General features: G+C 35.4%; 16 protein-coding genes. 6 read left to right on the top strand and 10 right to left on the bottom strand.

Annotated elements, in window-relative coordinates; translation table 11 throughout:
- Positions 1 to 25: 25 nt before the first annotated feature.
- The 6 genes from RHO14_07605 to RHO14_07630 form a co-directional block, all read right to left on the bottom strand.
- Positions 26 to 2,095 (bottom strand): hypothetical protein, encoded by a 2,070-nt coding sequence (locus RHO14_07605; protein ID WVD70219.1) that lies wholly within the window; start codon positions 2,093 to 2,095, stop codon positions 26 to 28.
- A gap of 35 nt (positions 2,096 to 2,130) precedes the next feature.
- Positions 2,131 to 2,778 (bottom strand): DUF1449 family protein, encoded by a 648-nt coding sequence (locus tag RHO14_07610; GenBank protein WVD70220.1) that lies wholly within the window; start codon positions 2,776 to 2,778, stop codon positions 2,131 to 2,133.
- A 102-nt stretch (positions 2,779 to 2,880) separates the two neighbouring features.
- Positions 2,881 to 3,579 (bottom strand): PspA/IM30 family protein, encoded by a 699-nt coding sequence (locus RHO14_07615; protein WVD70221.1) that lies wholly within the window; start codon positions 3,577 to 3,579, stop codon positions 2,881 to 2,883.
- Positions 3,580 to 3,613: 34 nt separating this feature from the next.
- The gene (locus RHO14_07620) at positions 3,614 to 4,258 is read right to left on the bottom strand and encodes a DUF2170 family protein (GenBank protein WVD70222.1); all 645 of its coding nucleotides are present in this window, start codon (positions 4,256 to 4,258) and stop codon (positions 3,614 to 3,616) included.
- Between the two features lie 131 nt (positions 4,259 to 4,389).
- Positions 4,390 to 5,481 carry a ribonuclease D gene (gene rnd, locus RHO14_07625; protein WVD70223.1) on the bottom strand — a complete coding sequence of 364 codons (1,092 nt, stop codon included), beginning with the start codon at positions 5,479 to 5,481 and terminating at the stop codon, positions 4,390 to 4,392.
- 71 nt (positions 5,482 to 5,552) lie between these two features.
- Entirely contained in the window at positions 5,553 to 6,572 is a 1,020-nt protein-coding gene (locus RHO14_07630; protein WVD70224.1) for a metallophosphoesterase, read from the bottom strand.
- A gap of 207 nt (positions 6,573 to 6,779) precedes the next feature.
- On the opposite strand from RHO14_07630, the gene cmoA reads away from it, so the two are divergent.
- The 5 genes from cmoA (at position 6,780) to RHO14_07655 (ending at position 17,941) form a co-directional block, all read left to right on the top strand.
- Positions 6,780 to 7,514, top strand: coding sequence for a carboxy-S-adenosyl-L-methionine synthase CmoA (gene cmoA, locus RHO14_07635; protein ID WVD70225.1), 735 nt, complete (start codon positions 6,780 to 6,782; stop codon positions 7,512 to 7,514).
- 41 nt (positions 7,515 to 7,555) lie between these two features.
- Positions 7,556 to 8,524, top strand: coding sequence for a tRNA 5-methoxyuridine(34)/uridine 5-oxyacetic acid(34) synthase CmoB (gene cmoB / locus RHO14_07640; protein ID WVD70226.1), 969 nt, complete (start codon positions 7,556 to 7,558; stop codon positions 8,522 to 8,524).
- Between the two features lie 257 nt (positions 8,525 to 8,781).
- Positions 8,782 to 14,754 (top strand): MG2 domain-containing protein, encoded by a 5,973-nt coding sequence (locus RHO14_07645; protein ID WVD70227.1) that lies wholly within the window; start codon positions 8,782 to 8,784, stop codon positions 14,752 to 14,754.
- Positions 14,755 to 14,814: 60 nt separating this feature from the next.
- The gene (pbpC, locus tag RHO14_07650; GenBank protein WVD70228.1) at positions 14,815 to 17,175 is read left to right on the top strand and encodes a penicillin-binding protein 1C; all 2,361 of its coding nucleotides are present in this window, start codon (positions 14,815 to 14,817) and stop codon (positions 17,173 to 17,175) included.
- A 79-nt stretch (positions 17,176 to 17,254) separates the two neighbouring features.
- Positions 17,255 to 17,941 carry a glutathione S-transferase gene (locus RHO14_07655; protein WVD70229.1) on the top strand — a complete coding sequence of 229 codons (687 nt, stop codon included), beginning with the start codon at positions 17,255 to 17,257 and terminating at the stop codon, positions 17,939 to 17,941.
- A gap of 65 nt (positions 17,942 to 18,006) precedes the next feature.
- On the opposite strand, the gene RHO14_07660 is transcribed toward RHO14_07655, so the two are convergent.
- From RHO14_07660 to RHO14_07670, 3 genes are read right to left on the bottom strand one after another with little or no spacing between them, the layout of a single operon-like run.
- A complete protein-coding gene (locus RHO14_07660; GenBank protein WVD70230.1) occupies positions 18,007 to 18,297 on the bottom strand; it encodes a putative quinol monooxygenase in 291 nt (96 codons plus the stop codon).
- A 48-nt stretch (positions 18,298 to 18,345) separates the two neighbouring features.
- Positions 18,346 to 19,407 carry a hypothetical protein gene (locus RHO14_07665; protein ID WVD70231.1) on the bottom strand — a complete coding sequence of 354 codons (1,062 nt, stop codon included), beginning with the start codon at positions 19,405 to 19,407 and terminating at the stop codon, positions 18,346 to 18,348.
- Between the two features lie 30 nt (positions 19,408 to 19,437).
- A complete protein-coding gene (locus RHO14_07670; GenBank protein WVD70232.1) occupies positions 19,438 to 20,451 on the bottom strand; it encodes an amidohydrolase family protein in 1,014 nt (337 codons plus the stop codon).
- A 615-nt stretch (positions 20,452 to 21,066) separates the two neighbouring features.
- Between RHO14_07670 and RHO14_07675 the strand changes: the two genes are divergently transcribed.
- Entirely contained in the window at positions 21,067 to 22,527 is a 1,461-nt protein-coding gene (locus tag RHO14_07675) for an amino acid permease (protein WVD70233.1), read from the top strand.
- 203 nt (positions 22,528 to 22,730) lie between these two features.
- On the opposite strand, the gene RHO14_07680 is transcribed toward RHO14_07675, so the two are convergent.
- A complete protein-coding gene (locus RHO14_07680) occupies positions 22,731 to 23,420 on the bottom strand; it encodes a porin family protein (protein WVD70234.1) in 690 nt (229 codons plus the stop codon).
- Positions 23,421 to 23,845 lie beyond the last annotated feature (425 nt).

Consider the following 23,845-nt stretch of genomic DNA (forward strand, 5'->3'; position numbering starts at 1 on the left):
TTAACTAAGCAAATAACTTAAATAATTATTCCTTTTCAGACTTATCGGATAAAAATTGTTTGGCTAAAGCTTTTAAATCAGTATTAGCCAATGTTTCTTTGACATCAATATCTTTATTACCCGATAAACGAGACAGTACAGATTGTAACGCTGATTGTAATACAGGGCTTTGACCAACAGCACCTTCAACCGCTTTACCAACGCTAATTGCTTTTGAGAAACTATTAAAGAAGTTATCGTTACCACCAACAATTTCAATATTCGCTTTGCTAAATGCCGCCGCCAAGACATCAGCTTGCTCCCTTGCAATTTCTTTATTTGCCGCAATTGAAGCCATCGATTGCTCTAGGCCTTTTTCTAATGCTAAGCGGAACTCTTCATGATTTTTTGATTGTTCACTCATCGTATCCATTGCACGGAATTTTTCAACTAAACCATTGGCTTCTGCGGTTAAACGCTCACGAATTACTAAAGCTTGTGCTAGACCAATTCGCTCATCACCACGTGCTTGAGCCGATAGTTTTTCCTCTAAAACTTTGGCTTCAGTCAAACCTTGTTTCTCTAGGGCTGTTGCTTTAGCCTCAATTACTCTTGCGTCTGAAAGGCCTTTTTCTTGTGTTCCTTTAGCCTCAGCTAATAAGGTTTCAGCAGTAATATGAGCACGGATTAAACCTTCTTTTTCTTCTGCTTCAGCTCGCGCTTTACGTACTTTTGCTTCTGCTAATCCAATTGCAGCTTCTTCAGCCTCGGTTCCTTCTGCTAATTGTTTTTTCGCATCGGATTGTTTGGCCGCGGCTTCAAGTTCAGCTTGCGCCATAGTGCTAATTTCAATAGCACGGTGCTTAGCTGATTGTTCATCGGCTTCGGCTTGTTTAACTTGCATCACTAGCTCTTGCTCTGCTTTAGCTTGCGCAGCAATAACAATGGTCTGTTTTTCACGATCAGCTTTAGATACTTCACGTACTTCTTTGATGTGTTCTTCTTCTACGGCAACCGTTTTTTCAACCGCCACACGTTCGCGGATCACATTAGCAATAATTTTCTTTTCTTCTTCTAATGCTTTATCCTTATCAATACGTTGTAATTCAACTTCACGCTCTCTTGCGACAACTTCTAGAGAACGAGCACGTTCAACTCGTTCTTCTTCAATTGCAACGGCGCGTAGCCGGTTTTGCTGTGCAACTTCAACTTCTCGTTGACGATTTTCTTCTCTAACGTCAATTTCTTGTTGTGACTGAATTCGAGCTTGTTCGGCTTTTAAACGCTCTTCTTGTTGCACTTTTAACGTTTCAGCTTGTTCACGTGCACGAATTGTTTCTATTTCACGTTTTTGTCGAGCTTCGGCGTCAGCTTGTTGACGATCAAGTTCTAATTTAGCTTCGATTGTTTCAGTGTCTTTTTTCTTTAAAGCAAGTTCAAGATCTCTTTCACGCTTATTCGTCTCATCTTTATGAACAGCAGTGATTGACGTAATTTTATTGATACCTTCAGCATCAAAAATATTATCAGGATCAAGTGATTTAATTGGTGTTTGCTCTAAATAGTCGATCGCCACATCTTCTAACGCATAACCATTAAGATCTTTACCAATGACATCAATAATTCGCTCACGGAACTCTAATCGATCTTCAAATAGTTTTGATAATTCAAACTGTTTGCCAACTGTTTTTAACGCTTCTGAAAATTTTGCACTAAAGAGCGAACTGACAGCTTTTTGGTCTGATGCTCTATCTACACCAATTGATTTAGCGACTTTCAATACATCTTCAGTTGTTTCATTTACACGAAGATAGAAAGCAACACAAATATCAGCACGTAAATTATCTTTACAAATTAGACCATCTTTCCCTCTCCTTTCTACATCAAAAGTGATTAATGAAATTTTCATAAATTCTTTTTTGTAAATTACGGGATAGACTAAGGCACCAGTAAAATGTACTTTAGGTTTTGAGGTCATATCGTTAACAATTAACGCTGTTCCTTGTGGAACTTTGATGTAAAAAGCTTTAAATAATAAGAAAAAACCGATAATAGCAAGGAAGACTACGCCAACAATAATTAACCAAAACATCACTGCATCATAACTAATATACATAGAAAAGCTCCAAATATTTTATTTTAATAATTTAATTATTTAACATTTTCCATAAAATCTGATTCATTAATAACTTCATAGCTATTTGATAAGCTGTCATAACGTAATAATATCGCTTTATCTCCTCGCTTAAATTGATAACGATCATCTGATCTTACCTGTAAAATTAACCCAGCACCGCCATCTTCATAAATGGCCTCGCCCTTTTGTTCATTAACTATGCTTGAACGGATAATAACGGCTTGCCCTAAAAAAGTTCGGTGCGAATTCTCACTACCTAATTTATTAAAAAACGGGCGAATTGGTTTTATCAACCAAGCCGTTAAATAAGTTGCAACAATAAAACTAGCAATAAAAACAGTCACACTAGATAAATAGTATAACCATGACATATCGAAAATATGAATTAAAACATAACGAGTGCTGAGATAAGATAATATCCACCCCAGAAGAGAAATAAGGGTAATAATAAGTGTCATCGGGACTTCATTAAAACCAAACTTTAATAAAAGTCCCCCAAGTCCAGTTGATGACGGCGCATCAATACCATCAAAATCGATATCTAAACAATCAATATGTAAAATGCCTACAGCAGCGACAAGCCAATATAAAACGCACAGTGTTAGTAAAGTACTAAAAATAATGACAGGAAAAGAGAAAAAAATAGCAAAAAAAAGTTCCATTCAATATCCTTATATTTATTTATATAACATAGTTTAACTAAACTGTGGCTATTTGTCTTATCGTTTTCTTAACATTGTGAACAATATTATTTGAAAAATAAACTATTCAGTTTTCTCTTGCTGATTTTTCAATCTCGTTAAAATCGTATTTGCATTAAGCGCTGTGGATTTTATGCCCGCTGCTCGTAATTTATTATCTAAGCTATTTATACCCGACTCTTGCGCTAATTCATTTTTAGCATCAATCGTTGCGGCTGTTTTTTCTTGACGTTTTTTAATTCTCTCTAAAGAATCAAGTGCGGTATGTAGTTTAGCACCAGAATTACCGTAACGCTGAGCCACGGCTATTTGTGCCTTTTGTACACTTTCTGTCGCTTTAACGATATCAACTTGTTGCTTTAAATTTTTAATATTGACTTCTACTTGTGCAATTGACTGGCGTAAAGATTTTACGCTGTCAACAAAACCAGAAAGCTGTTCTTGTTGCGTACTTAACTCATTTTCAAGTTCAGCAATTTTTTCAGCAACTTCAAGAGCTAATGATTCATTGTTGCTATCAAGCGCTTTAATCGCATAGTTTTCATACTCTGTAATGCTTGCTTTAGTTTTAGTCACTGCCTTTTCTGCAAGTTTTTGCTGAGCTAAAATATTAGCTAACGATTCTTTAGCTTGCTTTAATTCGTTATCAGCATCTCGAATCTCTTGATCTAAAATACGTAAAGCTTGAGTGTCAACAATTGCCTCACCTGCATCATTAATACCACCACGTAATGCAGTCACTAATTTATTAAAAATTGCCATAATTTTATCTCCATTTATTTGGTTGATATTATATTCAATCAATATTAAGTAAGTTGTGATACGCTTCGGTTGCTTTAATCACGTTATCACTTAATATTTCTAACTCATAAATAATGCTACTAAGTAAAGATGAAGCACTTAATGCACCATACATAATATAATTCAATGTACCATCACCGCTGTTTTCAATTGCGATTGTCGATAATGGGAACAATTTACGAGAATAAAGGATCTCTTGATTAATTTGCTTCTCATTTTTAACTATATCTACGGGCCATAGTAGTGCTTCCACCACAATTTGTTGATTGGATACACTCATAAACAGTGGTAAATCACCATATTCATGCATAATAATATGTAAACAAGCATCAACGCCATCAATGAGTTCAATACTTGCAGAACCTTGATGAAACAGTTCTGCACTAGCTAATTCTTGATAAAGTTCAGAAACAGACCAAACTACTTGTTTTTTCATCGCATCATTTTCCTGTTGTTTAGGGTTGCTTTCACTATTTTTACTTATCGTCAATACGCGCAGCTGTTTTTCTATATTTAACAGTTTTGACGTATGTTCGGGTAAGATCCATACCTCTTTTTTTATTAAGCCTTGCTCACGTAAACGTTGTCGATATTGCTGCTGATAAAACGCAGAACTTTTTGTTTCTTTTATTTTATTCATGCTGTTACCCTTTCTTTGGGTATGTGAAATATAGTATGCATAATAGCATAAAAACATCACATGTAAATATTACATGTGATGTTTTTATAGTGAAATGATTAAAATAATAATTAATTTATTATATGCTTAAGTCATAAACTCAAATAAGGTTCAAATAACTTTCCTCGCCAACCTGACAATAAATCTGGAATATGCCCTGTTTTATCACTATTAACCCAGCGAACAAACTGGTCAATATGCCTTCGTGATACTAAAATTTCGGGACTTAACTCTGTTTGCTCTGCAATAAGATTAGCGGAATCTTTAATTAATGTGGTCCATTTTTTATAATCTGGATAATTAACTATTCGTTGAATAGGTTCAATTGCATCAGCTGTTTGCGATAATATTGATAAGAGTAACGTGCCAAATAATCTCACTTCTTTACCCCTAAGGCCTAATTGAGACAGCTCCGCTAGTGATGTTGGGCGATAACGCGCGAGTTTCCAAAGTACCTCTTCATGTACCACAAAATTTAACGCAATATCATGCTCTTTGGCATAACTAAAGCGCCAACTAGCCAGCTTTTGCAAATAACTTAATTGCTCACCGCGTAGCTGCCAAGCATTTTTGATTTGCAAATACGCTTTATCGGCTTGAATAAATTCACACCTTCGCTTGACGGCATTATCGCACTCTTCATAAGCGGCATTTAACCAGCCTTTATCGAGCAATAAAGCTTTTAATTTTGTTACCAACGGCAGTAAATAAATGACATCATTAGCCGCATATTGACACTGTTTATCAGATAGTGGCCTTTGTAACCAATCCGTGCGAGTTTCGCTCTTATCAAGTTCGATATCCATGTATTTCTTTACTAACGTCGCATAACCTGTACTTAACGGATTATCTAAAAATGATGCCAAAATTTGACTATCTAAAATCGGTGTTGGGGCAAAACCAAACTGATGACAAAATACCTCAATGTCTTCACTACAGGCATGAAAATATTTTTCAATTTTAGGATTTTTGATAAAAGAGGTAAACGACTGCCAATCGGTAATATTTAATGGGTCAATGAGCTTAGTATGTGTACCATCATGAAGCTGTATTAAGCCAAGCTGAGGGTAAAATGTTCTGGTTCTAACAAACTCGCTATCTAAAGTGATCGCAGTGATATTATTATCGATTTGAGAACAGTAATCGTTAAGTTGTTGATTCGTTGTAATAAGCTGATAAGACAAAATAATTTCCAATATATAATTAATTGTAATTGATATTTAAGTACCTAATTAGATACTGTTTATTTAAAATATTACTTAAAATTTAGCTCGGTAACCACGATTTCAGCGCGAGTCATTAAGCGAATTGGGGGTCCCCATAATCCATAACCACTTGTAACAATGCTCGTAAATGGATTATTAACAACTGGGCTGTCAATTCCCCACGCATTTTTATACATCGCATTTACGATTAGAGTCATTGGAAACACCTGCCCAGCATGAGTATGGCCCGAAAACATAACATCAACACCTAAATTAGCGGGTTCTATCAAATTTTTAGGTTGGTGGTCAAGTAAAATGACAGGCTTATGCTCATCAACAAAACTAAGTAATGTTGGTAACTCTGCGCGTATTTTACCAAAGTTTTTAACCACATAATCGTCGCGGCCAATAATCGTAATGCCTGTTGCATTATCATAAAAAGTACTATCTTGTAATACCTTCATATTAGATGCGGTAAATGCGCTAACGACCTCTGCATTGCTATTATTTTCATCTCGCTGTATACCATAGTGCTCATGATTACCAAAAATAATAAATGTACCGTAAGTCGCTTTTAACTGAGCAAATTGCTCGGCTAAATTTTTATCTAAATAAGGCTGTAAACGCTGATCTAAAGTATCACCCGTAATAAAAATATAGTCAGGTTTTAACCTGTTAACATCATTAACCATGGTTTGGATAAAGTGTTTTGAGGTCGTCTCACTAATATGAATATCACTCAACTGAACAATTCTTAACTGTTTAACTTGGGCAGGCTTATCAATTGTAATTTGATAATGTACGATGCGTGGGCTGCTTGCCATATATAGGCCAACAATAAAAAACACCATTGCCATTGCAATATAAGCAATTTGCAATGCTAAGCGATAACGAGCGGTTTGCCTAAAAATAAGGTATAGAATTAAACGAATAATATCAATGATGATAATGCTATAGAACAAACATAAGATAAGTGAAAAAATGATATTACCAATTAGCGGAAACCAATAATTTGAAATCGGCAGCAGCAAGCGGCTTAACGCAAAAGATAAGGATCCAAGAATAATCACTAACCACAGTATTTTTTTCGCAGTCGAATTAAAGTACCCTTGCTTACCTAGGTTGAATAAGTTAATACTCCTAAAACCTAAGTAAAAAGCAATTATCAAACTTGTTATTACTGCTACAGCAAAAAACCAGCCCATAAAAATTACATACTAATAATGATAAAATGATATGATAACAGAAATAGTTTAAAGATATGCATTAATATAATTATGGAACAAAAAAAAGATTTATTATTTTCAGCACCAATAGAAAGCTTAGGTGATTGGACATTTGATGATAAAGTTGCTGAAGTTTTTCCCGATATGATACAGCGTTCAGTCCCGGGGTATTCAAACATTATTTCAATGATTGGCATGTTAGCAACGCGCTTTGTGACTGCAAATACTCATGTTTACGATTTAGGCTGCTCTTTAGGGGCCGCAACCTTATCAATTAGGCGCAATATAAAGCAAGATAACTGCATGATTTATGCGATTGATAATTCAACAGCGATGGTTGAACGATGCCAAAAACACATTAGTGCTTATAAGGCAGCAACGCCAGTTGAGGTGATTTGTGCAGATATAAATAGTATTACCATGCAAAACGCCTCGATGGTCGTATTAAACTTTACCTTACAATTTTTGACGCCTGATGCGCGCCAACAAGTATTAAATAAAATATATCAAGCTTTAAACCCAAATGGTATTTTGGTTTTATCAGAAAAATTTAGTTTTGAAGATAATATGGTTAATGATTTATTATTTGATATGCATTATGATTTTAAACGAGCAAATGGCTATAGCGAATTAGAAATAAGCCAAAAACGTAGCATGCTTGAAAACGTAATGATAACGGACTCTATTGAAACACATAAAACGAGATTAATTAATGCTGGTTTTAAGCATATTAATACTTGGTTTCAATGTTTTAATTTTGGTTCAATTATTGCGATAAAAAAGTAATAATATCCCGAGAAAATTAGAGAAATAAAGAAGATATTCACATGATTGATTTTGGTAACTTTTATCAGATTATTGCAAAAAACCAGTTAGCACCTTGGCTAGAAACCCTACCTGCCCAACTATCAAGCTGGCAAAAACAAAATGTTGATGTACGTTTTAATCATTGGCTTAACTGTATTGATCACCTTCCCGCTATCAAGCCCGATATTTTGGATTTATTACATAGCGTGACGGCTAAAAATTTATCGCCATTATCAGAGGGTGAACAAAAGCGAATTACTCAGTTACTAATGTCATTATCACCTTGGCGTAAAGGCCCCTTCTCACTTTATGATATTGATGTTGATGCAGAGTGGCGATCTGACTTTAAATGGCAAAGGCTTACGCCGCATATTAATAATCTAGAAGGTAAAACCGTTTTAGATGTTGGTTGCAATAGTGGCTATCATTTATGGCGTATGATTGGCGCAGGCGCTAAACTTGCCGTCGGCATTGATCCAATGCCTTTATTTTTATGCCAGTTTGAAGCGATTAGAAAACTTATTGGCGATGATCAACGTGCCCATTTTATTCCAGTTGGTATTGAAGATATGCCAAAGCTTAATGCTTTTGATACGGTTTTTTCAATGGGAGTTTTGTATCATCGCCGTTCACCGCTAGATCATCTTTATCAACTAAAAGATCAGCTTGTTTCCGATGGCCAACTAATTTTAGAAACCTTAGTGATTGAAGGTGATGAGCATCAATCCTTAGTGCCCGGTGAACGTTATGCGCAAATGCGTAATGTCTATTTTATTCCATCAATTCCAACCATGGTTAATTGGTTATCTAAATGTGGTTTTAAAAATATCAATGTCGTTGATATCTCTAAAACCAATTTGGAAGAACAGCGTAAAACCAATTGGATGACCACCGGTTCATTAATCGATTTTCTTGATCCAAATGATCATAATAAAACGATTGAGGGTTACGCCGCACCAATGCGCGCGGTGTTTATTGCCTCAAAATAATATTTTTTATCTAATTTAGTGAAATAAGATCAACTTCACGTATAATGATCATCGATTAAAAGATGATCATTACAACGAGTTAGATTCAAAAAATGGTTAATAGTTAAAATCCTTAATGCCAATTAGGTGAAAATCGACTATTAATGCTTGCAAACTCGATTGAATCTCAGTGTTATTATTCTTCATATCATCTTCACTTATCAATAATAAAATAAATTAGTTTAAGTGTTACATACAATAATGAGGATGAAATAACTATGGGATTCTTGCGCTTACTTCTTCGTATTCCTTTCTATATCTTAAGTATTATTTGGGAAGCTTGCCTGTATTTTGCCCTATTTTTACTGGTGCTATTACGCATTATATTGTGGGCTATTAGCCCAATTATTGGTGATGTTAATTGGTCAACACCCAAATGGTATCCGAATGTAAAACAGCACTACCAAAGCTTAAGCGCTGCGCTAGCTAAACGTAAAACACTCATTGGTAGCACGATTATTATTGTTATTATTGCTTACTTTTCGGGTAACTACTTGTATCATTGGTATTTAAATCGACCAAAATCAATCGACTTTGCGCCGACAATTATCAATACCTATCATGCAAACTATGATAAGCCTTATTACAGTAATTCCACATTAGATATCAGTTTTAGTGGCAATAGCCGTTCACCTGCGCCATTAGAACTTATTGGCAAACCAATTACCGAAGGGATCTCTATTAGCCCGAATATTGATGGTGTATGGCGCTGGAGTAGCGATAGTATCATTGAGTTTAAACCTACTCATACTTGGCCATTAGGCGTCAAATATACCGTCAAATTAAATGATGAAAAATTATTTGCTAACGATAATAAATTACAAGATAATTCAAATTCTTATACTTTTGCCACCCAAGAATTTAGCTATTCAATTAATGATAAACAGCTTTATCAAGATCCAATTAACACTAAAAATAGAATGGCAATTTTTACAATTAATTTTTCACACCCTGTTAATAAAGTATCATTTGAAAATAAAATATCATTAGAACTAATCAATAAACGTTCTTCATTTTTTATCAAAAGTTATGATTATACTATTAGCTATGATGATAATCTAACCACTGCTTATATAAAAAGCTCACAACTTGATCTACCAGAAGAGGATTGCGATTTAAAATTAAAAATAGACAAGGGTATAATGGCTTCAATGGGTAGTAATCTAACTAGTATGGCTAGTTATGACTCCTTATTTGTGCCAAGTAAATATAATTTAAATATAAACAATTCAGATATATCTTTAGTTGAAATTAATAACCAAAAAATACAGCAAGTGCTGACTATATCATTCAATTATAATGTCAATGCAAGTGATTTAAATAAAATACTTAAAGTATGGCAGTTACCTATAAATCGCAATAAAAAATATCGTGAAGATTATTACTCTGTATTTTCTAAAAAAAATAAAACCAGATTTAATGTTGATCAAAATGATTTAGCCAACGCTCAACTATTACCTTTAAAAGCTATCGACACCGAGCAAAATTACCAAAATCAAATTAGCTTTGAATTTAAAGCAGATCAAGGTAAAGAGCTTTACATTGAAGTTAAACAGCCTTTAGTTTCTGATGGGGGTTACTATTTATCAAAAGAATATCTTGACGTAAAAACAGTGCCAATGTACCCAGCTGTTATGAACTTTGCCACCAGTGGTTCATTATTATCACTGAGTGGCGATAAAAAAATTCCAGTTGTGTCACGTAATATGTCTAAATTAAAATTAGATATTGAACGCGTTATTCCCTCACAATTACAACATTTAGTTTCATTTAATCAAAATGATTTTCAATGGATGGATTTTGGTGATCTTGATAGTGATAACTTTGTTGAAAAATATAGTGTAACTAAATCGATTAATGGCGCTGCTGAGTCTATTAATTACAGTGATGTCGATTTAAGCCAATATCTAAAAAAAGATCTTAACGGTAACGAAATTAGAGGGGTATTTTTAGTTCGTTTATATGGTAATCATCAAGAAAATGAAAAAGAGTCATTTGACTACTATACCTCGCGCTTTATTATTGTAACCGATATTGGCATTATTAATAAAAAATCATTAGATCAATCACAAGATATTTTCATCCAATCAATCCGCAGTGGCGAGCCAATTAAAAATGCTAAAGTCTCGGTTTTAGGTGTCAATGGCATCGAAATTACGTCACAACAAACTGATGATAATGGTCATGCTCATTTTGCGCCATTATCGGATTATTATCAGGGTATAAAGCCACTATACTTTGTGGTTGAAAAAGGACAAGATCTCTCGTTTTTACCAATTTCAAGCTATGATCGCCAGCTTAACTTTTCGCGCTTTGATGTTGGTGGTATTTATGAAACGGTTGATGGCGGTGAACTGCGCACCCACCTATTCTCAGATCGCGGCGTGTATAGACCAGGTGATACGTTCCATATTGGCATGATAGTCAGAGCACAAGACTGGTCTAAATCGCTTGATGGGATTCAGTTAGAAGCTGATATTTATGACCCTAAGTCAAATCGAGTTAAAACTCAATCAATTGTATTAGATGAATATGGATTTAAAGAACTTGCCTATAAAACAAATTACAGTTCGCCAACCGGTGAATGGTATATTAATTTATATCTTAAAAACCCAAAAGAAGATTACCGGACACTATTAGGCTCAACATCGGTAGTGATTCGTGAGTTTGAGCCAGATAAAACTGCCGTATCGTTAACATTATTACCTGAAATAAAAGAGGGCTGGGTTCATCCTGATGCACTATCTGCTAAGGTTGACGCTAAAAATTTATTTGGCACCCCTGCGCAAAATCGGGTCGTAAAAAGTCAATTATATTTAGAGCCATCGGCACCTTATTTTAAAAAATATGATAATTATGCGTTCTATCAAAACATTAGTCGCAATCAAAATAGCTTTAATATTGCAATAGAGGAAACGCTCACCGATGAAAATGGGATTGCAAGCTTAGCGCTACCCATTACCAGTTTCGACGGTAACTATACGGCTAAACTATTAACCGAAGTTTTTGAGCCCGATAGCGGCCGAAGTGTGTCTGCAACATCAACTATTTTTGTTTCACCAAATGATTACCTTGTTGGTGCTAAGGCCGATGGCCGATTAGATTACATTAAAAAAGATTCAACACGTATCATCAACTTCATTGCGATAGCGCCAAATCTTGAGCAAATATCATTAACTGATCTAACACTTGTTAAGCTTGAACAAAAATATTTATCGGTATTAGTTAAGCAGCCATCGGGTGTTTATAAATACGAATCTAAACGTAAGGATACCGTGCTTTCGCAAATGCCATTTGCTATTGATAAAACATCGACTAATTATGCAATTAGTGATGAGCTGCCGGGAAATTACCTATTACAAATTAAAAATAAAAGCGGCTATCTCATTTATCAAACGGCTTATTCGGTTGCAGGCACAGCAAATATTACCCGTAATTTGGATCGTAATGCTGAGTTAGAGTTAAAAATAAGTAATAACCAATATAAAGCGGGTGATGAAATTGAAGTATCGATTACCGCGCCTTATGTTGGTAGCGGCATCATTACGATTGAACGTGATAAAGTTTATGCATGGCAATGGTTTAAAACGACGACCACAAGCTCAGTTCAAAAAATCACGGTGCCTGAAGGCATTGAAGGTAATGCCTATATTAATGTGCAATTTATTCGCGATCCAAGCTCAGATGAAATTTTTATGAGCCCATTAAGTTACGCTGTCACGCCATTTAAAATCTCTAATGATAAATTTAATGACCATATAAAACTTACTGCGCCAGATAAAATTAAACCCGGTGAGATTTTACCTATTACCCTTCAAACCAATAGTAAACAGCGCGTAATTATTTTTGCAATTGATGAAGGTATTTTACAAGTTGCCGACTATAAATTAAAAAATCCATTAAATGAATTCATTCGTAAAAAAGCGTTATCGGTTAAAACGCTACAAATACTTGATTTAATCTTGCCTGACTATAATCGGTTATTAAACCTATCAGCGCCAGGTGGTGATATGTATGAATTAAAAGATGAGCTTTCGGGGCATCTAAACCCGTTTAAACGCAAGGTAGATAATCCCGTTACCTACTGGTCTGGTATTATTGATGTAGATGGCGTTAAAACCGTTGACTACTTCGTTCCTGACTATTTTAACGGCAAAATTCGAATCATGGCGGTTTCGGTAGGTAAAGAGACGATGGGCAGTACCCAAACAACGACAACTGTGCGTAATGATTTTGTACTAACGCCTAACATTCCTTATTTTGTAGCGCCAAATGATGAATTTGAAATTAGTTTAAGTGTGGCAAATAATTTAGAAGATACGAGCGACAAGGCAATCCCAATTACTGTTACCCTTAACACAACGCCGCAATTAACGCTTATTGATGAAGCGACGAAAACCATTGATCTTAGTCCAATGAAAGAAGGCACCCTTAAATTTAAACTAAAAGCGACCGATAATTTAGGTAGTGGCGATCTGCATTTTACTGCAAGTTATCATGATAAGGTTGTTAAGCGTAATGTCAGTACCTCTGTGCGCCCTGCTTCTCAATATCGACTTAAAACAGTTATGGGCCGAATGGATGGTAGCAAGCAGAGTTTTACTGATATAAGGGATATGTATGCACCATTTAGTGAGCGTGATGCATCAGTATCGTATTCCCCTCTTATTTTAAGTAGAGGCTTAGCGACTTATCTTGCTAATTATCCTCACTTATGTTCAGAACAGATCCTAAGCCAAGCAATGCCGCTACTGTTAAATAGTAAGTATCCAGATTTTGAATTAGTTAAAAATAATTCGATTAAATTAGATAGCCTTTTCCAGATGCTACAAACACGGCAAAATAGTGAAGGTGCAATTGGCTTATGGTACTCTAGCTACAATGTTGATCCGTTTATTACTTTATATGCAGTAAACTTTATGCTGGAAGCGAAAGAGGCAGATCAATTAATACCGAATAAAATGCTTGAAAATGCCAATAAATATATCAAGCAAATCGCATCATCAACACGAACTGACCAATACGGTCTACGTTTACGTGCTTATGCCATTTACTTATTAACCCGGCAAAATCAGGTCACAACCAGTTACTTAGCCTCAATTGTCGCTGATCTTAATGATAACCGCAGCAAGGGGTGGCAAACCGATTTAACCGCACTTTATTTAGCATCATCTTATCAGATGCTAAAAATGGATAGAGAAGCAAATCAATTATTAAAACCAGTATGGCAAGAACTCGCTAATGCCTATGATAACGCTTGGTGGAATCATAACTATTACGATCCACTGGTTTTAGAAGCAGGAAAAATTTATTTAATTGCGAAACATTTTCCTAAGCAAGCTAAAGATATTCCGCCACAAGCATTAGAAAATCTTGTTTTAATGCTTAATCAAGAGCGTTATACGACCCAGTCATCGGCAATGACGTTGCTTGCTTTAGATAGCTATGTTTCAAGCATCAACAAAGACAAACTAGCGGCTGATGATTTAACTATCACCAGTGAATCTAAAGTTGATGAACAAAATAAATATCAAACGATAGCCAAGTTAAAAGGATTATTAGCTAAAGGCTCATTCACCGCCGATGCTCGCACCGTTAGCTTTAATAATCAAACTCACCTACCTGCTTGGTATTTAATGTCACAGCAAGGATTTGATAAAACCATACAAACACAGCCAATTACTAAAGGGCTTGAAGTCTATCGTGAATTTACCGATGAAAAAGGTAATATCGTTAATCAAGTTACACTTGGTGATAAAATCAATGTGACCGTCAGAATTAGAACCCTATCAAAAGAAGGCGCAACCAACATAGCTATCGTTGACTTATTACCGGGCGGCTTTGAGGTTGTTCAACAGCCAATAAGCAGCACTAAAGATAACTATCAGGAAAATGATGAATATGACGGTGAAGATGAAGAAAATTACCAATCCGATGAAGGATATCATTGGATATCACCAATTGCAGTGGGTAATTATACTTGGTATCCTGATTACACTGATGTAAGAGAAGATCGCGTCATTATTTATGGTTCAACAGCTAACAATAAGACTCAAACATTTACTTACCAAATAAAAGCAACCAATATCGGTCAGTACATCGTACCATCGGCTTACGGTGAAGCAATGTATGATCGTGATATCCAAGCGGTATCGAAAGGTGGTGATCTGATCTCTGTCATAGCGAAATAACCGCGCGATAAGCCATATAAAGGGTACCAAAGTACCCTTTAATTTAATTCATAAGATGTTATGTCGATAATTTTAAATTTTATTAAAAAATATCAAAATAGTTTAATGGTTTTATTACTGTTAGCGTTGATTGCAGTTACGGTGCGATTGTATCCCCATGCGCCGCTATCGCAATCATTAACGTTTTCAAATACCTATTATGATGAGCATAATAAGCTGCTTCGAATAACCTTAGCAGACGATGAGCGATATCGACTATGGACGCCGCTTGAAGATATATCGCCTAATGTTATTGATGGTTTACTATTACATGAAGATAGGTGGTTTTATTATCACCCTGGCTTTAATCCAATTAGCCTAACACGCGCTTTTTTTGCGACCTACCTGGGCGGAGGAAACCGGCAAGGCGCCTCAACAATCACCATGCAATTAGCTAGAATGCATTGGAAACTCAATACTAAAACCATTGAGGGAAAATTAATCCAGCTAGCAAGGGCTATCGAGCTCGAATTAATGTACTCTAAACATGATATTTTAGAAGCTTACCTTAATTACGCCCCCTTTGGCCGCAATATCGAAAGCGTTGGCGCGGCCTCTTTGATCTATTTTGACAAACCGGTATCACAAGTTAATTTGCCTGAAGCATTGACGCTTACCGTTTTACCGCAATCACCTACCTATCGCATTGATAAACAAACTGGCATTGCCGGTAACGCCTTAGTGAATGCTCGAAATCAATTATTTCAGCGCTGGCAAGAAATCTACCATAGCGAGGATAATATTGCCGCATTATTTAATCAATCATTGATTATGCGTCAGCCAGAGCAACTGCCCTTTTTGGCGCCTCATTTTATTAACCAAATTATTCAACAGCAATTAGGTAATAGTCATCAATCAAAAATTATCACAACGCTAGATAATAACTTACAAACAATCATTGAAAATCAAGTAAATGTCTTTATTGAACGAAATAGTCAAACCGGCATTAAAAATGCCACAGTATTATTAGTTGATACAAAAACGATGGGGGTTAAAGCGCTTATTGGCTCGGCAGATTATTTTAATAATGATATACAAGGCCAAGTTAATGGGACAATAGCCAAAAGATCGCCAGGTTCAACTTTAAAACCCTTTATATATGGACTTGGCTTCGATCAAGGTATTTTACATCCGATGAGTATATTAAAAGATGTTGAAACTGATTTTGGTTTTTATACCCCTGAAAATTTTGACCGTAATTTTAAAGGCCCGATTTCAGCTACCGAAGCGCTTATTAAAAGTCGTAACATTCCCGCCGTTTTTATTGCATCAAAACTTAAAACGCCTTCATTTTATCAGTTTTTAACAGCCGCAAATATCGCAAATCTAGCCAGTGAAGAACATTACGGTTTAGCCTTAGTATTAGGGGGTGGTGAGGTCACCTCGCAAGAGCTAGCGACATTATACGCAATGCTTGAAAATCGGGGAAAATGGCAACCACTTAAATTTATCGCTAAGCAAACAGATAATACCTCAGTTGTTAAAAAGCTTTTAAGCCCACAAGCAAGCTTTATGACCAAAGATATGCTACTTAAAAATACGCGTAAACAAGATATCTTATTTAAGAAGCAAAATACCGCAATCCCGGTATACTTTAAAACTGGCACGTCATGGGGGTTTCGTGATGCTTGGACCGCTGGCGGATTTAAACAATATGTACTCATCGTTTGGTTAGGTAACTTTGATGGTTCTAGCAACAATGCCTTTGTTGGCGCAGATGCCGCAACCCCACTATTTTTTAACATTATTGATGCAATCAATAACTATTATCCAAATACCAGAGCACCAAATCAGGAATTACCAAAGAATATGAAAAAGGTTGATATCTGTTTGCCTAGCGGCAATCTCGTTACTAAATGGTGCAAAGTAAAAGGTAAAACATGGTTTATTCCAGGCGTTTCGCCAATCACGGTTGATAATATCTATCGCCCAGTAATGATTGATAATCTATCGGGCAAAGTTGCGTGCGCGCCATATAACTTGCAAACATCACACGTCGAAGTATTTGAATATTGGCCCTCTGACTTAGCCAAAATTTTTGCAAAAGCAGGCATGCAAAAGAAATCCCCCCCAGATAGTTCTCACTGTTTATCACCGCATAATTATTTAGGTCAAGCCCCAAAAATCACCTCGCCATTAAAGAATGTGGTATATCAATTTAGGATAAATAATCAAAAAAATGAACGTATTAGCTTAAATGCTAATGTTGATGGTGAGGTTAAAAAATTATACTGGTTTATTGATAATCAATTCATTGGCAGTAGTTTACAAAACCAAACATTAGATTTGCTACCAACGAAAAGCGGCGTATTTAAATTACTGGTAGTTGATGATTTAGGGCGCAGTGACGCTCGCACAATCAAAGTAGAGTTATTAGAATAAGTTATATCAATAGATATGGCATTGCTGTTTATTTTATTTACGATATTATTTTATAGCTTCACTCACATAAGGACTTTTGATGGACTACACCCTCTACATCGGTAATAAAAATTACTCTACATGGTCAATGCGCCCTTGGGTCGTAATGAAATATTTTGATATCAATTTTGATGAAAAATTGATTCGATTTGATAGCTTTGCTAATGACTCTCTCTTTAAACAAACCATTCTAACGATTAATCCTTATGGTACCGTGCCGGTACTGATTAATGATGATACCACCATCACCGATTCTTTAGCGATTTGTGAATACCTTGCAGAAAACCATCAAAATTTAGCGTTATGGCCGAAAGATCCGAAACAAAAAGCCATAGCAAGAAGCATCGTTGCAAAAATGCATAATGGCTATTTGCATATTCGTAATCATTTACCGATGAATATTGAAGCGTCACTCGCTCAAATTGGTCAAATTATTTTACGTGACCACCTTGACGTTAAAAATGAAATTAAATTTTTTGATGAACAGATATCATCAATTTTAGCTAAGTCGAATGGGAAATATTTATTTGGTGATTTTAGTGTTGCTGATGCATTTTATGCACCGATGTGTTTAAGATTAAAAACCTATCAAATTCCAACTTCGAACCATTTGAATCGTTATATTGAGACTATCTACCAAACAAAAGGGATTAGTGACTGGATTGCAGAGGCCTTACTTGAAAAAGATTTTATCCCCATGGATGAACCCTACCGATTTAATCGCTAATTAATATAAACGCCCATCCGGGCGTTTGTTAATAATTATTTTGTAATATAACGTGCAAACAAGTATTAAATAACGTGTTTCATCACATGAACTTTTTTTTTCGCAACTTTACCCTCAGCAAACTGCGCGAAATGTTTATAATGTGGCTCTGCATTATGCTCATCTATCGCTTGTTTCGATTGCCAAGACTCAGTAAAAACATAAGTATAGGGATCTTTTACATCTTGATTAAGATCATATTGAATGCAGCCTTGCTCTTTACGACTACCTTCAACAATTTTTTTAAATTCAGTTTGAAACTCAGCATTAAATTCAGGCTTAATAGTAAAAATTGCGACAATATTTAATATACTCATCTTTATCCCCTCGTTATCATATTTATGATTAGAATAATCCTAATACCGTTATTTGATAATATTCTTTTTGATCTCAAAAGCTAAGTTTGGATCCCACATTGCGCCAGTTGCGCTCATTACCGCATTAGCGCCAGCATCAATATACTGCTGATAGTGCTGTGCTGAGCTCACGCCACCAACACCAATAATGGCAAAGTCACTAGCAAGCTCATTACGTAATCGCGCTAAACGCATAACCATTTCGATGCCAGCCCAGCGGATCGCATCACCACAAACCCCGCCAGCTGGCCTATCATGACCTAATGCAGGATCACCATTTTTATCGACAGGCCTTGCAGATAAGGTATTAATGGTACTAAACCCATCAACCACACCGTGTAATTTTTTGAGTAATGGCATCACATCGTCATCGTTGGCAAAATAAGCTAATTTTAAAAATAGGGGCTTGTCAGGTACCGCATTTTTAATCTCTTTGGCAACGCGTTCAACTTTATCAAAATCAAAACAGAGTAATTTATGTACCCCTTCATTAGGGCAACTTAAGTTAGCCTCAAGGATCGGCGCATTTGTTTGGGCAACCAAACGTGCCGCTAACGCGTAGTCTTTTTCGATCGTTGCTTCATTACCCGGCGTTCCTTGAAAACTACCAATTACATATTGACCTTTTTTAGCCGCATTAACCGCATCAGCTAAATCCTCTTGCCAAACGTCAGGATCAAATGATGGCACACCAAATGAATTAGTAATTGATATAGGCGATTGATAATTACGATCAGCAAGCACCGTATCGACTTGATGAGATAATTGCCCTTTAGGATGAATAGATAGCACATTTGGTAATGGGTGGCTTTTGTGGGCTTTTGTGCGCACCGTTTTATATACACATAAATCAAAGCCATATGCTAAAGCTGCTTTAACATAGTTGGCATTGAGTAATGGCCCGGCGGGAATACCAAATGGCAAATTAACACTTAAATTTAAAAAATGTGACGGCTTAGTAACCTCAATCACTGTCTTAGGACTATGGGCAAAATCACCAAATGGCCCCTGCTCATAGTTATCTTCATAACTTAATAATGGGTCGTAAAAAGGAGTAATTGTCTTTTTCATTAATTAACCTGTCATTTATATATTGATGACTTATTTTATACCTAAAACAAGGCGACCATTTTTTGTTGCAACATTAATAACATTATCTAAATCGGTATAACGGCAACCCGTTACAAGTAACTTCAACTCTTCCCACATATTACCCGTTGAGAAAGGTAACATATAATCGCTAATATTATCAGTACCTATCGCAACGGGAATTCCTGCCATTGATAATTCATCCACTGGCGTTAACGAATTACGAGTAGGCCCTTGATCCTCACGTCTTGGACTGTCAATCCAAGCAAATGGGCAAGCTATAACCATCATTTTAGCTTCTTTCATTTTTGCATAAAGCTTTTGTCGATACTCAAGGCTATGAGCTGTAATTGAAATACTATGAATAGCAACAACCCGGCCATGCATTCCATGTTCAATTGTTTTGTCGGTAAGTTGCTCGGTTTCAATTTCATCTTGAGAATTGAACTGATCAACATGCACGTGCACCATTTTACCTAATTTTTTAGCTGTTTGCATTAATACATCTAAATGTACGAGCCCCATTCCCGGGCCATGATCGCGTTCATCACGCCTTGGTAGGCCACCAATAATATCGACTAAATCAGCACCTTTATCAAACCAATAACGCGCTTCTTTGTCAATAACGCCTTTTAATGTTTGGTTAACTAATTTAATAATAATATCTTTTTTATAGTTTTCTCGCGCTTTAAGTGCCGCTTTAATTGCTCGTTCTTGGGCGATAGGATCAATATCAACAAATGATCCCATGGCGGTTACGCCCTGTTCTATCATTCGCTCAACGGCCATACTAAAGTGGCGATAATAGTCATCTTCACTCATTGCCGCTTTTATTTTATCTAATGTATCCCATTTTTCGATAAGCGTTTGCTTTTGATAGACATCAAAGCTATCGCGAGTGATAGTAAAAGCGCGATCGGCATGCATATGTGCATTAACCCATCCACCTTGTTCTTTAATGCTTTTCATCAGAAAGGCCTTTAAACTTTGATCTCGACTCGCCAATAAAATTTCTTTATTTATCATGATAATCTCCCGCTATTTTACTATTGTGATACATAAATTTTAGACAAAAAAAATCCCCCGAAATGGAGGATCCAAAATTAGAATACATGAGTCTAAAAACAGTCCGTTCAAAATATAATTCAATACTTTTTACCATCACGCTTTTCAAGCTCATTTACCTAATTGACATTAATTGCAACGATTTTAATGCAATAACTAGGAATATCAACTCTTTAATTTCAAAAAAAATATAAATAAATGAAAATGTTAGAGTATTATTTTTGAGACAAATAAACTGTAAAATTAATTATTTATTGAATGAAAGGCGAATAATAAACGGGCTTAATTGATAAAAATCGGTGATTTATGCAGTGAATTTATTTAAAATAACGAGCAATCAAAAAAATGAGACTATTTTTTAATGATCACTTATCACTCATTAAAATTAATTATAATCATACTTTAACTCACTTTTACCTTTGATGATGTGTCGAGATAAATGCATAATACAGCAAAGTATTCTATTTAAACCTGATTAAGATGATGGAAAGTAAATCGTTAATCTAAAACTCACAAAAAAGTAGAGTTTAGCTATTATTTGCAGCCATTAAAATGCTATTCGTTTAGGAGATCTGCATGGCAGATATAAAAAATAACAATATTGAAAATAAATTACGTAAAGATCTCGGACTCGTTTCCGCGTTATCGTTAGTTGTTGGTATGGTACTTGGCGCCGGTGCATTTATGAAACCACCTGCAGTACTTGAAATCGCCGGAGACTATAATTATGCATTATTAGCGTGGATTGTTGGCGGTGTGGTTTCTATTTGTGGTGGATTAACGCTTTGTGAACTCGGTGTGATGTTTCCTAGAACCGGTGGGTTGTTAGTTTATTTAGAAAAAATCTACGGCCCAAAAGTGGCCCATTTATATGGATGGATGATAACCGTCATTTTTGCCCCTTCCCTTGTTGGCGCTTTAGTCGGTTATTTTAGCTCGGTATTTTGCTTATTATTTTCGATCTCAGATGACTACCGTATGGTTGTCAGTATTGCGGTACTTGGTTTTATTGCATTTGTTAATGCAATTGGTGTAAAAGAGGCCGCCTACTTACAAACCATTGCAACCGTTTGTAAATTAATTCCAATTTTATTACTTACCGTATTTGGCTTATTTAAAGGGAATGGCCAAGTTGCGATATTTAGTAGCAGTGGTCAAGGCATTGAATCAATGGCACCGTTTGCGGTTGCAATTCTTGCTACCCTCTTTGCTTATGATGGCTGGGCACAGGTGGCATCGGTTGCTGGCGAAATTAATAACCCAGCCAAAATATTACCTAAAGCCATTATTTTAGGGATCTTATTTTTAGTGGTTGTTTACGCTTGTATCAATATAGCTTTATTTAAAATCCTACCGGTACAAGAGATGGTTTCGCTGGGGCATGATGCATCAGCCGTTGCCTCGCAGCGTATGTTTGGTCACCTTGGGGGTAATCTTGTTGCCGTTGGTATTATGATCTCAATTTTAGGTGGGATTAATGGTTATATTATGACACTTTCACGCACTATTTTTGGTATGGGTGAAAGAGGTAATATTATTGGGGCAAAATTCCTTAGTACCATCGATGATGATAGTCGCTCACCAATTAATGCTATTTTACTGCTTATCGTCTTAGCTTTTTTATATGTAACGTTACTTGATGCCGATAGATTATCTGAAATATCGATGTTTTCAATTTGGATTTTTTATCTATTAACTTTCATAGGCGTGATTATTGGCCGCAAAAAATACCCAAATGTACCAAGGCCTTATAAAGTCATCGGCTACCCTATCATTCCGTTAATTGCAATTTGTGGCGCCGCTTATGTTATTTATGGTATGTTAATTTACCAAACCTTAAATGGTATTATCTCAATTGTATTAACACTTATTGGCTTACCGATTTATTACTATTATAACAAGAAGCACTCTCATATCGACGGTGGATTTGGACAAACAAAACAATATAAAGTAAAACGTAAATATTGGATTGCCTTAGGAACGGTTGTTTTAATGGCTGTTTTTACACTACTATTAAGTTATTTGACACATAATTAGTTAATGAAGGTTTGTTAAAATAGATGATATTAGCGCCTATTGCAGCTAATCAAAATGATTTGAGATAACGATACCTCATCGTTTTTTATAAGATCGTGTTTATTAAAAATAGCGCAATAATGTTTAGAAAAAAGCTAGTTCTGCCTTGTTAATTGCAAAACTAGCTTAAAGTTACTATCAATATAGCTTAAGCTTTACCAATATTAAAATGCGTAACGAAGGCCGATGCTGACGTCATTTGTATGAAGTTTAGCTGAAGAGCTATAATTCATATAATCATCACTATCACTGCCTTTAATTTTGCCACTATCAAGATAACGATATTCAACATTAGCAGTTAAGTTTGACATCACTTTATAACTTACCCCCGCCATTGCCGACCATGCAAATTTTGTTTTTGACATATCCACGTCATCTTTATATTTCACAAAACTCACACCTAAACCTAGACCAACATAAGGCGTAAAGGCAGTACTATTATAAAAATCATAATAACCATTAGCCATTAATGTTGATTGTCTAATTTTAAAATTAGCATGTTCATATTCCCCACCAGCAGTTCCTTGCATTGATGAAAAGATATAATCTGATGTGCTTATTTTAGCATCAGTACGATAAGTGTAATCAAGTTCAGCACGCACTGGTATGTTATAAGAAACATTAAAATCATAACCCGCATTTACACCTAGGTTGAAAACTGTTTTTGTCTTATCACCATATAAATCATAGTCATAACCAGCACCTGTAACATCATTACCATGCGACTGGACATCTTTCGATTGCATGATACTTGCACCTAACTTGCCACCAACATAAAATCCAGTATTTTCAGCAAGCGCTACGGTTGAAATGGTTCCTAATGTAACTGCGATTGCCAACTGCTTTAAACGCATTTTATTATTTCCTTGTTAAAAATTTTATAAGAATAAGTTGTATGATTTGTCACCAAATGAAAAATCGACGATATTAAAACAAAAAAAATCAACAGTTTCAACTTAACTAAGTCTACATTTACTTATTAAAGTGTAAATTTTTTATAAAAAAACAAATAACGATGCATAAAAGCAGAATGCCAAGGTAATTAAAGCATTTATTGATAATATTATGACCGATAATTTGTGTTATTAAATAAAATCCTCATTACGTTAAGGCGTAAAATTTAATTGATGATTTCTCGTCATAATCAATCTGGACATAAGATAAAACATCTAATTTTAAAAATTGTTTATAAGGCACTTTTTAGTGATTTATGTAAAGGTTATTTTGTTAACTTTTGCCCTGTTAAATAGCCGTTTCAATCAAATAAAATGGTTATCTT

It is taken from the genome of Orbaceae bacterium lpD04 (assembly GCA_036251935.1).
Lineage (GTDB): Bacteria > Pseudomonadota > Gammaproteobacteria > Enterobacterales > Orbaceae > Orbus > Orbus wheelerorum.